Origin of the sequence: Neobacillus sp. YX16, assembly GCF_030123505.1 — a bacterium.
Taxonomy (GTDB): Bacteria; Bacillota; Bacilli; order Bacillales; family Cytobacillaceae; genus Neobacillus.
Window position 1 is genome coordinate 1,200,064 of record NZ_CP126115.1, and the last position, 15,041, is coordinate 1,215,104.

At 35.7% G+C, this 15,041-nt stretch carries 13 protein-coding genes; 5 read left to right on the plus strand and 8 right to left on the minus strand.

What is annotated here, in order from left to right; all coding sequences use genetic code 11:
* The first annotated feature begins 391 nt into the window (after positions 1–391).
* Entirely contained in the window at positions 392–1,660 is a 1,269-nt protein-coding gene (locus tag QNH48_RS05860; protein ID WP_283954163.1) for a mechanosensitive ion channel family protein, read from the plus strand.
* Between the two features lie 241 nt (positions 1,661–1,901).
* On the opposite strand, the gene QNH48_RS05865 is transcribed toward QNH48_RS05860, so the two are convergent.
* A complete protein-coding gene (locus QNH48_RS05865; RefSeq protein ID WP_283954164.1) occupies positions 1,902–2,105 on the minus strand; it encodes a hypothetical protein in 204 nt (67 codons plus the stop codon).
* Positions 2,106–2,575: 470 nt separating this feature from the next.
* Between QNH48_RS05865 and QNH48_RS05870 the strand changes: the two genes are divergently transcribed.
* Both QNH48_RS05870 and QNH48_RS05875 read left to right on the plus strand, forming a co-directional pair.
* Positions 2,576–3,865 carry a phytoene desaturase family protein gene (locus QNH48_RS05870; protein ID WP_283954165.1) on the plus strand — a complete coding sequence of 430 codons (1,290 nt, stop codon included), beginning with the start codon at positions 2,576–2,578 and terminating at the stop codon, positions 3,863–3,865.
* Positions 3,862–4,743 (plus strand): RNA polymerase sigma-70 factor, encoded by an 882-nt coding sequence (locus tag QNH48_RS05875; protein WP_283954166.1) that lies wholly within the window; start codon positions 3,862–3,864, stop codon positions 4,741–4,743. Before QNH48_RS05870 ends, QNH48_RS05875 begins: the two co-directional genes overlap by 4 nt.
* A 396-nt stretch (positions 4,744–5,139) precedes the next feature.
* Here QNH48_RS05875 and QNH48_RS05880 read toward each other — a convergent pair whose 3' ends face one another.
* The 7 genes from QNH48_RS05880 to QNH48_RS05910 form a co-directional block, all read right to left on the minus strand.
* Positions 5,140–6,693 (minus strand): ABC-F family ATP-binding cassette domain-containing protein, encoded by a 1,554-nt coding sequence (locus QNH48_RS05880; RefSeq protein ID WP_283954167.1) that lies wholly within the window; start codon positions 6,691–6,693, stop codon positions 5,140–5,142.
* Positions 6,694–7,094: 401 nt separating this feature from the next.
* Positions 7,095–7,805: a class I SAM-dependent methyltransferase gene (locus QNH48_RS05885; RefSeq protein ID WP_283954168.1), complete on the minus strand. Its 711-nt coding sequence runs from the start codon at positions 7,803–7,805 to the stop codon at positions 7,095–7,097.
* 29 nt (positions 7,806–7,834) lie between these two features.
* Positions 7,835–8,524 (minus strand): LrgB family protein, encoded by a 690-nt coding sequence (locus tag QNH48_RS05890; RefSeq protein ID WP_283954169.1) that lies wholly within the window; start codon positions 8,522–8,524, stop codon positions 7,835–7,837.
* Positions 8,521–8,904 carry a CidA/LrgA family holin-like protein gene (locus tag QNH48_RS05895; protein ID WP_283954170.1) on the minus strand — a complete coding sequence of 128 codons (384 nt, stop codon included), beginning with the start codon at positions 8,902–8,904 and terminating at the stop codon, positions 8,521–8,523. The genes QNH48_RS05890 and QNH48_RS05895 overlap by 4 nt, the downstream gene beginning before the upstream one ends.
* Positions 8,905–9,325: 421 nt before the next feature.
* The gene (locus tag QNH48_RS05900; protein ID WP_283954171.1) at positions 9,326–9,940 is read right to left on the minus strand and encodes a hypothetical protein; all 615 of its coding nucleotides are present in this window, start codon (positions 9,938–9,940) and stop codon (positions 9,326–9,328) included.
* A gap of 10 nt (positions 9,941–9,950) precedes the next feature.
* The gene (locus QNH48_RS05905) at positions 9,951–10,331 is read right to left on the minus strand and encodes an alpha-helical endospore appendage domain-containing protein (protein WP_283954172.1); all 381 of its coding nucleotides are present in this window, start codon (positions 10,329–10,331) and stop codon (positions 9,951–9,953) included.
* A gap of 151 nt (positions 10,332–10,482) precedes the next feature.
* The gene (locus QNH48_RS05910; RefSeq protein WP_283954173.1) at positions 10,483–10,806 is read right to left on the minus strand and encodes an alpha-helical endospore appendage domain-containing protein; all 324 of its coding nucleotides are present in this window, start codon (positions 10,804–10,806) and stop codon (positions 10,483–10,485) included.
* 280 nt (positions 10,807–11,086) lie between these two features.
* Here QNH48_RS05910 and QNH48_RS05915 point away from each other — a divergent pair, with 280 nt between their 5' ends.
* A complete protein-coding gene (locus tag QNH48_RS05915; protein ID WP_283954174.1) occupies positions 11,087–12,469 on the plus strand; it encodes a sugar phosphate nucleotidyltransferase in 1,383 nt (460 codons plus the stop codon).
* Positions 12,470–12,682: 213 nt separating this feature from the next.
* Entirely contained in the window at positions 12,683–15,037 is a 2,355-nt protein-coding gene (locus QNH48_RS05920; protein WP_283954175.1) for a glycosyltransferase family 4 protein, read from the plus strand.
* Positions 15,038–15,041 lie beyond the last annotated feature (4 nt).

Below are 15,041 nucleotides of genomic sequence, written 5' to 3' on the forward strand. Positions count from 1 at the left end.
ATAATGACTTGCCGCACTACTTTGGCTTTTTCATTTTTCTTGTTTAAAGGGAACACAGAGAAAAAAGTAGAGAAATTTGGAATTTAATAACATAAATGTATCTTTTATGAAAGTGCCCACCAACACCCCGTGTATTGCCACATACAACCCACACACGTCGAGTGTATCTCGCAACTCATTTTAAAGAAAGGCAACTAACCCTTGTGGTTGTTGCCTTTTAACGTTTCCTGCAACGTATGAATACTTCCATTTGACTGACCCGAGTAAACTGAAGCGTTACCACTCAGGGTCTAAGGCACCATTTTTTCGTTATTGACAAAGTAGGAATTGACAGTTTATATACTTTACTCGTAAAGTTGCTTATGATGCAAATTAAAACGGAGGAAAACAGATGCAATTCATTAATAATCTACTTCTGGATATGGAACTAGATCCTAGATTAGTAGAATATCTTTCGATTATCATCAAGATTCTGCTAATAGGGCTTATCTGTATCGCAACAAATTTTATTTCAAAGAAAATCGTAATCAGGATCATTACTCGTATCGTGACAAACTCCAAGGTCAAGTGGGGTCAAATTATCCTGGAAAGACAAGTTTTTCGAAAGTTATCCCATATTGTCCCTTCGATCATTATTTACTCGTTTTCTTCAACCTTTCCAATCTATCAATCAACCATTGAGAAATTGGCCATTGCCTATACCATTATTGTAGGATTAGTGTTTATACAAAGCTTACTTAATGCATTTAATGATATTTATCAAACTTTTGAAATATCCAAGGTTAAGCCTATTAAAGGATATATTCAGGTGGTTAACATTATTTTCATGACTATTGGGTTTATCTTAGTTATCTCAAACCTAATAGGAAAGAGTCCTCTTATTTTATTAAGTGGTATCGGTGCTCTATCTGCCGTTTTGATGTTAGTATTTAAAGATTCGTTATTAGGACTAGTGGCAGGAATTCAGTTGACGGCTAATGATATGGTTCGGGTTGGTGACTGGATTGAAATGCCAAAGTATGGAGCAGATGGTGATGTTATTGATATTTCTTTAAATACCGTAAAGGTTCAAAATGGGGACAAAACGATTACGATGATACCCAGCTATGCCCTTATTTCCGATTCTTTTAAAAACTGGAGGGGGATGCAGGGCTCAGGTGGAAGACGTATCAAACGCGCATTGTATATAGATACAAGCAGTATCATGTTTTGCACAGAGGATATGATTGAGAAATTTGTAAATGTTAATTACCTTTCTGACTACATTATTCATAAGGAAAGGGAAATTGCTGAGTACAATGCCAAAAATGAAATAGATAGGAACAATCGCGTGAATGGAAGAGCCCTTACCAATATCGGAGTATTTAGGGCATATATCAGCAATTACCTCAAAAATCATCCTAGAATTAATCAGAATATGACCATAATAGTGAGACAGCTAGCACATAATGAACACGGATTGCCTCTAGAAATTTATGCATTTACCAATGACGTACAGTGGGCCGTTTATGAATCTGTGCAATCCGATATTTTTGACCATCTATATGCCGTTGCACCAGAGTTTGGACTAAGAGTATTCCAGAATCCATCTGGGGCTGATTTAAGAAACATGGTTGAAGAATCGAGCAACAAAGCCTTAATTGGCGAAAGAAGCTATTGAAAAAATCAATCAACGAAAAAAATCGACTGTATTAAATAACTAACGGGTTCGCTTGGAAGGTACAAAATAATAATTCACAAGTTAATTCATACATTAAACTACAATAAATCAACATAAAAAAACACAAACCAAATCTAGGTTTGTGTTTTTTAAGGAGATAATCATTGAGTAATCTTTCTTAAAATAAATACCTGTGTCAGGGCCCCTACAACTGGACTATCGTTTACAGTTACCGCATATTTCATACCATCATAAGCAAGGTAGAAATTTGATTACTAGTAACATTCTTCACTACGGAAATAGTTTCGACTTCTATGCCATCTTTTTGTAGTTTAGCTACAACTGCATTATTGCACACTTCAGGTTCTTTGTACCATTTATACCAATCTTCTAATTCAACAAAAATATTTTCTCGTTTAAACAAACTATTTATTTTGTCTAACATAGATTTTTTACCTCCACTTAAATGTAAGAGTCTTTTCTATATTTCTATTTTATCGTATTTTTATTAAAATAGATGATTTCTTAATACGAATCACAATTTAAATCTCATCAAATCTGAAAAGACTCCAATAATTATTTCGGTGGTTGCGAAATACTACGTGATTTGGTCTGTAATTTACTATTAAAAACTCATATGAGCGCTGATATTGCAACAAAAAACGCACTTTGAATCCCAATTTGAAACACAGTGCGTCTCATATTACGATTTACTTGTTGGCCCTCTGAAGGGAACCCGTTATTTAAATAACACAGTCGATTTTTTTATAATAAAGAGCTTGAGATATCAACTTTTTTAATGCCTTCTTCGTATCACCTAATAATTCACCTCATCAAAAAACTTTCACCTCCATTTTGTCACAGAATCATTCATTCATCCGTTATATTAGTAAACAGTCGAAAAGGATGATGACAATGACAAAATATGAAGTAGCTATTGTAGGCGGGGGGATTGCAGGTTTAACGGTTGCAAACTATGCAGCAAAAGCAGGGAAACGAACCATTGTATTGGAACAGCAAAAGCAATTCGGAGGCAGAGCCATCACCAACAAAAAGCAGGGGGTATATTTTAATTTGGGCGCGCATGCACTGTATAAAGGGGAGGCGTTTGAAGCATTCCGCGAACTCGGATTACGGCTTGAGGGAAGCACGCCGTCTATTGATGCTTACGGGATGTGGAAAGAACAACTATTGCCGTTACCAACGAATGCATCCTCCTTTTTTCAAACGCCGCTCCTAAGCTGGGGAGGAAAGGTCGAATTGGCAAAATGGTTCATTAAATTAGGAAAAATGGACACAAGCATTTGGAACAAGATTAGTATCCGCGATTGGATTGAAACTCAATTGCATGATCCAATGCTGCGCAACGTGTTCTATGCACTGCTCCGAACATCCACTTATGTGCTTGCACCTGAATTACACGCTGCTGGTCCTGCCTTAAAGCAGCTGCAGCGTGCACTAAAAGGAGTCTTGTATCTCGATAAAGGTTGGGGGACAATCGTAGAACAGCTGCGTGAACTTGCTGTCCAACAGGGAGTGGAGCTGGTTGCAGGTTGTAAAGTGGCTGCAGTCGAACATCGAGATCAAAAAGTACACTCGATTTTATGTGAGGGTGGCACTAGAATAGAAGTATCAAATGTTATACTAACTACACCACCTTCTATTTCTCACAAACTAGTTCTCCATGCGGATCAAACAGCACTCGACACGTGGAACAAGCAAGCGATTCCTGTTACGGTTGCTTGTCTAGATGTTGGATTGCGCCAGCTGCCTAAGCCCAATCACCAATTTATCTATGGTTTGGATCAACCAATTTTCTTTACGCACCAAACACGGGAGGGAAAACCAAGGCCAGCTATCATGAGTGGTGATGGGACACAAGTGATATCACTTTTTAAATATCAGGGTCCACAAACAGATGCAGCAAAGGATGAGGAGGAATTGGAGCAAGTGTTGGATGTGGTTCAACCCGGCTGGCGGAATGAATTAGTGGTAAGACAGTTCCTGCCGAAAATGACGGTTGTCCACGATTTTCCTCATATAAAAAGGCTGAAGGATCCAGGCCCTGCTGTTCCTGAAATTGAGGGACTATATGTTGCTGGTGACTGGGCCTCGCACGGGGAGCTGCTCGTTGATGCATCCGTAGCTAGCGGTAAACGTGCCGTTTCACAATTACTAAATACTAGAGAGGAGATCAAATTATGAGTATGGAAGGACTTTATCAAACCTACCAACCTCTGCTTTGTTCCTTAGCCTACCGTATGTTAGGCAGCGTGATGGATTCAGAGGATATTGTCCAAGAAGCGTTTATAACCTTTAACCAGCTCCCCAACAGTGAACATATTGAAAACAAAAAAGCGTATCTATGTAAGATAGTTACCAATCGCTGTCTGGATTTGATACGGTCATCCGCAAAAAAACGTGAGAAATATGTCGGACCGTGGCTTCCAGAACCATTGCTTGATATAGAGAATTCACCGAACGATCCTTCCCAAGCCTTTTTGCAACAAGAATCCATCTCAACCGCATACTTGCTATTATTACAACAACTAAATGCAATGGAACGAGCCGTCTTTTTGCTTCGTGAAGTCTTCCAATACTCGTATGATGAAATAGCTGAAATTCTTGGAAAAAGCAACGCAAATTGTCGGCAAATATTTCACCGTGTGAAAAAAAGCATGGAATATCATCCTAAGAAACAACCTTCGATTTCAATAGCGGAATCGACAGTAAAAGAATTTGTACAGTCCATCTTAAATGGCAACGTAAATCAATTATTGGATCTTATTAGTGAAGATGTCACAATGTACTCGGATGGCGGCGGCAAAGTAAGAGCCGCACAAATACCTATTTTCGGTGCTGCCAAAGTGGTTCAACTGCTCCTAAGCCTAACGAAAATGTATACAGGCAAGTTCACGATCAAATATACATCGGTCAACGGTCTACCCGGACTGACTTTAACACTCGATGATCACTTACAATATGTGTACTCCTTTGCTTTTAACGGCAAACAGATTCAGACGATCTACGCGGTTGCTAATCCCGATAAACTACGCCATTTGCAATTAGAAGATTCAATATGACCCCCCTTTTTAAGAAGTATGATTTCTGGTTCGCTAAAAGGTATAAGAGCTAAAAAAACAGGCTGCCGGAGTCGGCAGCTTTCTTTTTGAACTAAACTTCACTTATCTACAGTATCGGCAACATAAGGGAGCTTGAGTTTAAAAAGTGCTATGTTCTTAGAAAAATGGCTCAAGAATGTTGATAAACCCGCCAACATCCATTGTGTTGTCAATTACACTCCACACATGTAGAAGCTGTTGCAAAATTAATATTGAAATAGATAGAAGCTCATTCTAACTTTAGTTGGATGAGCTTTTTTAAGAAATCTAAAAGTATATTTTTTTAAAAAAATTTGGATGGATAAAAAAGAGGTACCCAAGTGAATTTTGATTCATTGGGTACCCCTTAATCTTTATTTAAAACACTTTCGTAGTCCAATCCTCACAATTCCAAATATCGGTCGCAATTTCACGATAGAAATCAGGTTCGTGAGATACCATCAAGATACTTCCGCGATATGCCTTTAAAGCACGCTTTAATTCTTCTTTTGCGTCAACATCCAAGTGATTGGTAGGTTCGTCTAGAATTAATAAATTCGTTTCTGTGTTTAAAATTTTACACAAACGAACTTTGGCCTTTTCGCCACCAGAAAGAACTTCGACTTTACTTTCAATATGTTTCGTCGTTAATCCACATTTTGCAAGAGCAGCACGGACTTCTGCTTGATTCATACTTGGGAACGTGCTCCAAATCTCTTCAATACAAGTGTTGTAGTTGGACTGTTTAACTTCCTGCTCGAAGTAACCGATGTGTTGATACTCACCACGTTCCACGTTACCCGAAATTGGATTAATCAACCCAAGAATACTTTTTAAAAGAGTAGACTTACCAATTCCGTTTGCACCCACGAATGCAATTTTTTGTCCGCGTTCCATTTTCAAATTCAGAGGGCGAGAAAGTGGTTCATTGTAACCAATAACAAGATCTTCAGCCGTGAAAATCCAACGACTAGCTGCACGAGCTTCTTTGAAAATAAACTCTGGTTTCGGCTTCTCTTTCCCCAATTCAATAACTTCCATTTTGTCAAGCTTCTTCTGACGGGACATCGCCATATTACGAGTCGCCACACTTGCCTTGTTACGAGCAACGAAATCCTTCAAATTCGCAATTTCTTGTTGTTGACGCTTGTAAGCAGACTCTAGCTGCTGTTTCTTCATTTCATAAATATTTAGGAAGTTATCATAGTCACCAACATAGCGATTCAACTCTTGGTTTTCCATGTGATAGATTAAATTAACTACATTGTTCAAGAAGGGAATATCATGTGAAATCAAGATAAATGCATTCTCGTATTCCTGTAAATATCGCTTCAACCATTCGATATGCTGTTCATCCAAATAGTTCGTAGGCTCATCTAGTAATAGGATTTCAGGCTTTTCTAGCAAAAGCTTAGCTAGCAAAACTTTCGTACGCTGCCCGCCGCTAAGATCATCTACATCTCGATCGAGTCCAACATCATCTAATCCTAGGCCACGAGCAACTTCCTCCACTTTTGAATTAATTTGATAGAAATCATTACTATCTAAAGTTTCTTGTAGCTCTCCAACTTCAGCAAGCAGTGCATCGATATCAGCACCTTCATCACCCATTTTTGCATAAAGGTCATTGATCTCTGCTTCAGCATCAAAAAGATATTGAAAAGCAGTACTCAAAGCTTCACGCATCGTCGTTCCTTTTTGAAGTACAGCATGCTGATCTAAATATCCAACACGAACTTTTCGTGACCACTCTACTTTCCCCTCGTCGGGTTGCAGCTTCCCAGTAACAATATTCATGAAAGTAGACTTACCCTCACCATTTGCCCCAACTAGTCCAACGTGCTCTCCTTTTAAAAGTCGAAAAGACACATTATTAAAAATCGCACGATCACCAAAACCATGACTTAAATTTTGTACGTTTAATACGCTCATTTTTCTAACCCCTTATCTAATGTCACATGTGGATATCTTACTAGATTTTTGCTGCTTTTTCTATCTTGAATTTTTTGTAATATATGTAATTCGATTTTTGGGTTAAATGAAGTGCCCCGGAATAAGGGAAAGAGTAGTTGTCGGACAATTACTTTTTGATGAAATAACTGACCAGATGGAAGACTGAGGAACCAGTTGGGGGATTAGGTTAAGTACGCCATCTGATAAATAAACGGAAATATTTCGCTTAATTACTAAACACTAATAAAAAATGGGTTAAATAGACGGAGAGACTCCGCCTATCGAATCGAATAACCTTCCCTTGTATACCCCTAAACGAGCTCCCTCCTACATTTAACCGAAAAATCTCCGCTTATTATACTTCTACTGGTTACCTAAGTTCATAATTTCTTTGCAACAGTTACCAGTGCTGGTGATTCAGTAGAGTAACTTTCACCTTTAAAGTTTCGGTACACATCCACCACTTGAAACCCGACTTTTTTAAGTATTAAAATTAATTGATGAGATGTAACTGGATATAAAGGAATAGTGTTTTCTGTTGTCTCCCCATTGATCGTTAAACTTGAAGTGAAAAGAAGATGTTCGTCTTTTTTTTCATAATGCCTTAAAAAGGTGAAATCTTCTTTTTCAATAGCTGGAAAAGAAAAGTCATTCTTGGATAACACTCTATCATAATTCACTTGCTGGAGGATGATTGTCCCATTTGGTTTCAGTTTGATATAACATTTCTGTAAATACTTTTCAACACCTTCTAAATCAGATAAATGAGGTAGAGTGTTTCCAATACAAAGGATTCCATCAAAGTACTCCTGAAATTTATCTATCTCTTCCATAGCTTTGGTATGGACAGATAATAAAAGCCCCTTCGATTTAGCCTTTTTCTTAATGGACTCGGCCATCGTTTCTTCTGGCTCTGATGCCGTAACGTTTAATCCCTTCTCTGCAAGGGCAATGGCCATATTACCTGTTCCAGCTCCCATATCCAAGACGGAATTTCCTTCATGAAAATATTGGGATAGGAACGTATAAGCAGTTTGATTTAATGGGAAAATTTGATCATAATATGTGGATAAATCTTGATAAAAAGACAATTTGTTGAGCTCCTTCCAATTATATCTGTTTAAAATAAAATCAAAATAAATAAAGGAATCAAAATTGAACTAATAATCGCTGATAGAATCATTCCGGCTGAACTTATAGAACCGATTTCTAAACTGTATTCAAATGCCCTTGATGTACCAATGACATGGGCTGCGTTTCCTAAGGCCATTCCTTTGGCTAAATCGCTCTGAAACCTGCATATTTTAATGATATATGGCCCTATGATCATGCCGCTAAATCCTGTAACCATGACAGCAACTACCGTTAATGAAGGAACAGCGGCTGTCAGATCAGCAATTTGAATAGCAACTGGAGTTGTAACAGATTTCGGAAAAAACGAAAACATGATTTCCTTTGAATACCCTAATAGGTTTAAAAAGATAAATACGCTAATGAAATTTACGATAACCCCCACGAGTATACTTGTAAAAATGACACGAAAGTATTTAACTATTAGTTTTTTATATTTGTATAAAGGGAATGCAAGCGTAACAACCGTTGAACCTAATAAATGATTTATCCATTCACCGCCAATCATATATGTTTCGTATGGAATATTGAATAATAGCAGAATCATAATAATTATAAAACTAACGAAAAGGGATGGATTGAATAAAGGGGTTGGATACTTTAGATATAGTTTTTTTGCCAGAAAAAATAAACAAATTGTTAATAAGACCATACAGATGCCGATAATTAATTTTATCATGCTGAAAATTTCTCCCTATCCTCAATCACTTTCTCTTGTCCCAGTTTTTCACCTGTGTAACCAGAAAAAATCAAAACAAGACAAGTACTTAAAATGAGTACAACAACTAACAATAGACCTGTCCCCTGAAAGAAATCAAAGTAATTAATAATGCCGACGGCTGCGGGAATAAAAAACAACATCATCGTTGATAGTAAAAAACCTGCCCCTTCTTGAATCCATTTTTCAGGAAGTATATGGCATGATAATAAAATAAATAAAATCAGCAATCCTAAAATACTTCCGGGGATAGGTAAATGAAATTGTTTCTGAATGAAATCTCCTAATAAAGAAATTATGTAAATCAAACACACCTGAACAATTATTTTTATGACTTTCACAATGTTACCTCCAAAATAAAAAGTAATCCTGTTAATTTCATTTTTTTACTTAAATTTAACAATACTTATATATTCTACTCCTAACAACCAGCCTGCTCAATGTATATAATTGGTACTGTGTGAAATTCAAACAATGTTCACAATTTAACAAACATATACCATGGTAAACAAATAGTTGCGGATTTTTCTTAATGATATTTGGGCCAATTCCCAAAATTGGCTCAAAAAGACTATCTTTTGGACAAGCTTTTTACATTCTTGGGAACATTAACTACTATAAAAATAGTAAGGTTCGTTCAATTAAATAAACTATGGAAGAGATTGAAAATATGTAGAGGAACAAGGTTTTTATCCTTATTCCATTCTTTTGAAGTACTAATAGACTCTTTTTTTCTTAGAATGACTTAAAACGAATGCATTTTTATAATATATGAGGATTGGTCCAGATAAGTTTAGTGTTATTATTACTCTGATTCCCACTGACCCAAACGCTGCTTTCATCTAAACTGCTTTCCAAAACGCTGCTTTCATCTGCACTGCTTTCATCTGCACTGCTTTCATCTGCACTGCTTTCATCTACACTATTGCTCCATACGCTGCGTTGATCTACGATTCTGTCCCATAAATTTTTTCTATTTTTTGTATGATGCAGGAGCGTATCAAGTGCCTCTCGAAGTTCATGACGATGCCATTCATTTAAAGAAATGTTATGTGTCATTTTTTCAATGCCACGAAGTGCATCTTCAATTGAGTTGTCTTTTGAATAGTCTATATCCTCGTTGAGCATTAAATCTATATACCTTATGCATAATTTTACTTTTTTCTCAGAAAGTTGCTGAAGCTGAATAATTAACTTTAAAAAAGGTATTAAGCAAAATATACAATATTCTTCCTTGCCTTGATCATCCAATTTTTCAGAAGACGTAATTGCTTGTGTGAGTAATGAATAAGTGTTCATCCATTTTTTAGTCGATTTCTCTTCTTGAACTATCGAATGAAAACAATTCACATATTCTTCATCTAATGTTTTTTTCATCTCTTTTCCCTCAAAGTGATCCTAATGGTTTAAAAGGGCTGCAAATAGTATCCATATGATGATCCTTTTTATCATCCTTCTTATGATCCTTCTTACAACAATCGCACTCTATCTCTAATACATTTTCTAACTTACGGAGCAAAAGCCATTCTTTCATTAGCACTGTTTCAATTAGCTGATTAACTGACTTATTAATTGCTAATATTTCTTTATTTGTTGGATGAGTGGGAAAATCAAAACACTCACCGACAAATGCCTGAACTTTTTCAGCCTCTGCATTTAAGATATGTGCTAGGGCAATTTCTTCTAATGCTATTGATTCTAATAAATCAATTTTTGTGTGAAACAAACATGGCCTATGGGGTTGGGATGGCAAAGTTGGCATACTCATGTAATTCTTCCTTTCCTCCAACATATGTTGGATTTTATAATGTTCTGGTGATAAATCACCAGTTTTTGGTACGTTGAACTAAAGTGTTTTAGAATTCTCATACCAACTGTAATACTTAGTCATTATCTCTAATTAGACACAAGAAAATTGTTTAAGGACGAGGGCTAATTGAGATAAGCTCAAGTACATTTTCAAATTTGAATTGCAGCAACATTTCCTTCATGATAACGTCCTGAAGAGTTTTAGTAACACTTGCATTGATATCAAGCAGGTTGGAAAGTGTAACTGTTTCAGAAGTTAGTGTAGTCCCGTTTTCTAATGTTCCTAATACTAATTGAAGCTTCTCGGCTTCGGCGTTGATAATGTGAGCAAGAGCTATTTCTTCATGTGCAATCGAAGCAAAAAGTAATAGGATTGTCTGGTCCATCGAAATTGAAATTAATGGGCTAATAGGGGGTATATTGGCCTGTGACATCTGTTCACCTCTTTTTCGTAGGTCATAGTACTAGTCTATTTGTTCGGGCTTGGCAAAGACACTTATAATTCTTAAAATGATTGCCCATTTTTGTGGACTTCCCATTCAATTAATGATGCTTTCTGTGAAATTCCTCAATGAATCAAATATATCTATGAGCAATTCCCTCATAATCAATTCTTTTTATTCATCTATAATTCGTCAGATGTCCCATACAAATAAATATCTATCCACATATGATATTAAATCTCCTAAGAAATTATGGTTTTGAGGTGTATTAATGAAACTTATATTGTTATCTGGTGGATCAGGGAAGCGTCTGTGGCCACTTTCCAATAACTCTAGATCAAAGCAATTTTTAAAGGTTCTAACGAGTCCTGAAAAGAAGTTAGAATCAATGGTTCAGAGGATAAGGAGGCAATTGGAAAAAACGCAATTACTGGATATAGCATATATATCAACGAATAAAACACAAATGGATATTATTCGCAGTCAAATAGGAAACCAAGTACCGCTGATCATTGAACCAGAGCAAAGGGATACTTTTCCTGCGATTATATTAGCGGCGACTTATTTATATTCTGTTATCGGTGTTAGTTTAAATGAAGTTATGACAGTCATGCCGGTCGATCCGTTTGTAGAAGAGCAATTTTTTGATAGAGTTGCGTATTTAGAGGATGTTATCAAACATTCAGGAATGGATATTGCCTTAATCGGTGTAACCCCTACCTATCCAGCAACGAAATATGGCTATATCATGCTCAACAATAATGAAAAAGAGCATGATTTAGAAACAACCTATCATTCAGTTAGGGAGTTCAAGGAAAAACCAACAGAAGAGCAGGCAGAACAATTCATTGAACAAAAAGCATTATGGAACTGCGGTGTTTTTGCATTTAGGCTGGGGTATATCATTAAGCAATTGAAGGAAAAAGGGCTTCCTACGAAGTATGATGAGATGATTCAGCTTTACGAAAGTCTGCCTAAAATAAGCTTTGATTACGAAATCGTTGAAAAGGCGGAAAAGATTGCGGTTGTTCCGTATAACGGATATTGGAAGGACTTAGGCACGTGGAACACATTAACGGAGGAAATACAATCATCAGTCATCGGCCGAGGGACTTTGAGTGATACTTGCACAAATACCCATTTAATTAACGAATTAAATATGCCTGTCACGGTAATTGGTGCCTCAAATATGATTGTAGCGACGAGCCCGGATGGTATTTTAGTCTCAGACAAATCGAAAAGCCATCAAATTAAAGAGTTAGTAAAAGATGATAAGAAACGGCCAATGTATGAAGAACGCCGCTGGGGATGGTACCGTGTTTTAGATTATAAGGAATCAACCGATGGTATGAACGTACTTACAAAACGTTTATGTGTATTTGCAGGGCAAAACATCAGCTATCAATACCATCACAAACGAAGTGAAGTATGGGTGATCGTTAAAGGTGAAGGTGAATTTGTGTTGGATGATGAAAAATTTTATGTAAAATCAGGTGATGTATTAAACATTCCGGTCGGTTCAAAACATGGGATCAAAGCCATTGAGGATATTGAATTTATTGAGGTTCAAATGGGGAGTGAGCTTGAGGAAGAAGATATTGTAAGGTTGTTTATGTCCTGGGGGGAGATGAAGAAATCACTTGGATGTGAGTAATCCCACTTTATATTGAAGTTATTAAACATATTAGAAATCCTGGACATTTTTCGAAGATACCAGGATTTTTTAATTCAGCATTTTGTTAGTTAAAAAGTATTGTCAATCTAATATTTCCTTTGCTTTATGAACTATGGGAAATAGTACTATCGTTTCTATTAGGCTTGAATATAATATGCTGTATCTAAAGGCAGCATTTGATGAGGTGAAAAAATGCGCAATATTCTAGTGTTAAATTTTTTTCCGGCATTCACTCCTCCGAAAAGCGGAGGAGAGCAGAGATACTTTTACTTTTATGAAGAACTTAGTAAATTTTTTGATATTACCCTCTTATCACCAACCCATCAACATACTCCATTCGAAGTTGTTAATCATTCAGAAACCCTTAGAGAATACAGGGTGCCAAAAGAAGCCATTCATACACAATTACATTTAAAATTAACTAAAGAAAATGTTGGTGCCGAAGTATCTGGGATTGTAAATGGATTATCTGCTAAATTTCCAAATGAATACCATACTGCCTATAATGAACTTTACAAAAACGCTGAAATTATTATTCATGATTCTCCCTATATGTTAGAGTACGATTTGTTTTTTGGAATGGATCATAAACCAAGGATTTACAATAGTTATAATCATGAAGCTCTGTTATTAAAACAAACATTAACAGGAACAAATGCAAATCAATTTATTCATTATATTGAGAATATGGAAAGTACATTAGTAAAAAATTCTGATTTAATTTTTGTAACCTCATTAGATGAAAAGAAAAGCTTTATATCCAGTTATCAAATAAATGAAGATAAAATCCTGCTAGTGCCAAATGGTATTCATCCAAATCAATGGGCTCCCCGAGGAAACCGTGAAGAATCTACTACAGCATTTTTCATTGGAAGCGCTCATCCCCCTAATATTGAAGCAGTTGATTATATTGTTCATCATCTAGCTGCTCAATGTGAAAATGTAAATTTTATTGTAGCTGGTAAATGTACTGAATCCTTTCAACATATAAAAAAGAGCAATGTAAAAATGTTAGGGTTAGTGGATGAAGAAACGAAATTTGAACTTTTATCAATGGCGGATATTGCAATTAATCCAATGTTTCATGGAGCAGGGACAAATTTAAAAACATTAGAGTATTTATCCGCAGGATTGCCGCTTATATCAACGGATATAGGAGTAAGAGGATTAGAATTAATTGATGGAGTTCATTACTACGGTGCCAATAAAGAGAACTTTGCAATGATTATGATGAATCAATTGAAAAATAAAAAAGGATTAAAAAAGATTGCTAAGTCTGGACAAAAATATATTAATAGCCAATATTCTTGGGAATCCATTGCATTAAGGGTAAAAGACACTATAAAAAAGTTAGAATCTAATAAAGTACAAACACTCTATTTGTTAAATGATTTTGAGGCTAGTAATCCCAATTCAGGCGGGGCTATTCGAATAAATCACCTATATAGTGCTTTAGCAAAAAAATACAGAATTTGTTTACTTTGTTTTAATCATTCTAATCAAATTAATAAGGTACAGATTTCAGAGGGGTTCTTCCAGGTTTCCGTTCCCAAAAGTCATGAACATAAAGTAGAAGAATTTATTTTGCATCATCAGCATCCAGTAAGTCTTGCTGATATTATATCTTCTTATATGTGCATTTCTAATAATTTATTAAAACTAATTCATCAAAATTTATATGATGTTACTGATGCTGTTATTTTAGTTCATCCATATATGGCACTATTACTGGAAAATTCTAACGAAAAACCAGTCATCTATGAAAGCTTTAATGCTGAGATGGAATTAAAGAAAACAATATTGAAAAACCATCCCAAGTTTGATCTTTTGATTAAACAAGTAATGAAAGTCGAGGAGTTGGCTTGTGAAAAAAGTCAATTTATGATTAGTGTATCAGATTGTGATCACCAATATTTGCGAAAATATTTTAAGGAAGAAGAGATAAAAGACATCATTACAATAAACAACGGTGTTCAAATTAGAGAAACTTCAAAATATAATTTCACAGATAAAACAAAAATTCCGAGTATTATTTTTATAGGTAGCGGTCATCCCCCTAATAATGAAGCAGTTCATTTTATTATTGAAAAGATTGCACCATTTGTAAAAGCGAATTTTATTATTGTAGGTTCTGTATGTCATGCTTTTGCTCATAAAAAAATTGGACCAAATATAAAGTTAATGGGCGAAATCGATCATCATAATAAAATTTCTTTAATGGAGAACGCTGATATTGCTCTAAATCCTATGATAAATGGCAGCGGGTCTAATGTTAAAATGGCCGATTATTTCGCGAACCGATTGCCAACCATAACAACTCCAGTAGGTGCAAGAGGATATAATATAGAAAATGGAAAACATGCAATAATCTGTAACATAAATGAATTTAGCTCTGAATTAAATTCATTAATAAAAGATTTAAAGCTACAAGGAACCTTAGCCAAAAATGCTTTTCATTATGCAGTTCAGGAATTGGACTGGGAAAGACTAGCTGAAAAATTTGATTCCGAAATACAAAAAAGAATATTCAATAATAATCCTCACTAATATA

Bases quoted from the DNA above. Each gene is read 5' to 3' on its own strand.
- QNH48_RS05860 (WP_283954163.1), top strand. From the start codon at position 392: ATGCAATTCATTAATAATCTACTTCTGGATATGGAACTAGATCCTAGA.
- QNH48_RS05865 (WP_283954164.1), bottom strand. From the start codon at position 2,105: ATGTTAGACAAAATAAATAGTTTGTTTAAACGAGAAAATATTTTTGTT.
- QNH48_RS05870 (WP_283954165.1), top strand. From the start codon at position 2,576: ATGACAAAATATGAAGTAGCTATTGTAGGCGGGGGGATTGCAGGTTTA.
- QNH48_RS05875 (WP_283954166.1), top strand. From the start codon at position 3,862: ATGAGTATGGAAGGACTTTATCAAACCTACCAACCTCTGCTTTGTTCC.
- QNH48_RS05880 (WP_283954167.1), bottom strand. From the start codon at position 6,693: ATGAGCGTATTAAACGTACAAAATTTAAGTCATGGTTTTGGTGATCGT.
- QNH48_RS05890 (WP_283954169.1), bottom strand. From the start codon at position 8,524: ATGATAAAATTAATTATCGGCATCTGTATGGTCTTATTAACAATTTGT.
- QNH48_RS05900 (WP_283954171.1), bottom strand. From the start codon at position 9,940: ATGAAAAAAACATTAGATGAAGAATATGTGAATTGTTTTCATTCGATA.
- QNH48_RS05905 (WP_283954172.1), bottom strand. From the start codon at position 10,331: ATGAGTATGCCAACTTTGCCATCCCAACCCCATAGGCCATGTTTGTTT.
- QNH48_RS05910 (WP_283954173.1), bottom strand. From the start codon at position 10,806: ATGTCACAGGCCAATATACCCCCTATTAGCCCATTAATTTCAATTTCG.
- QNH48_RS05915 (WP_283954174.1), top strand. From the start codon at position 11,087: ATGAAACTTATATTGTTATCTGGTGGATCAGGGAAGCGTCTGTGGCCA.
- QNH48_RS05920 (WP_283954175.1), top strand. From the start codon at position 12,683: ATGCGCAATATTCTAGTGTTAAATTTTTTTCCGGCATTCACTCCTCCG.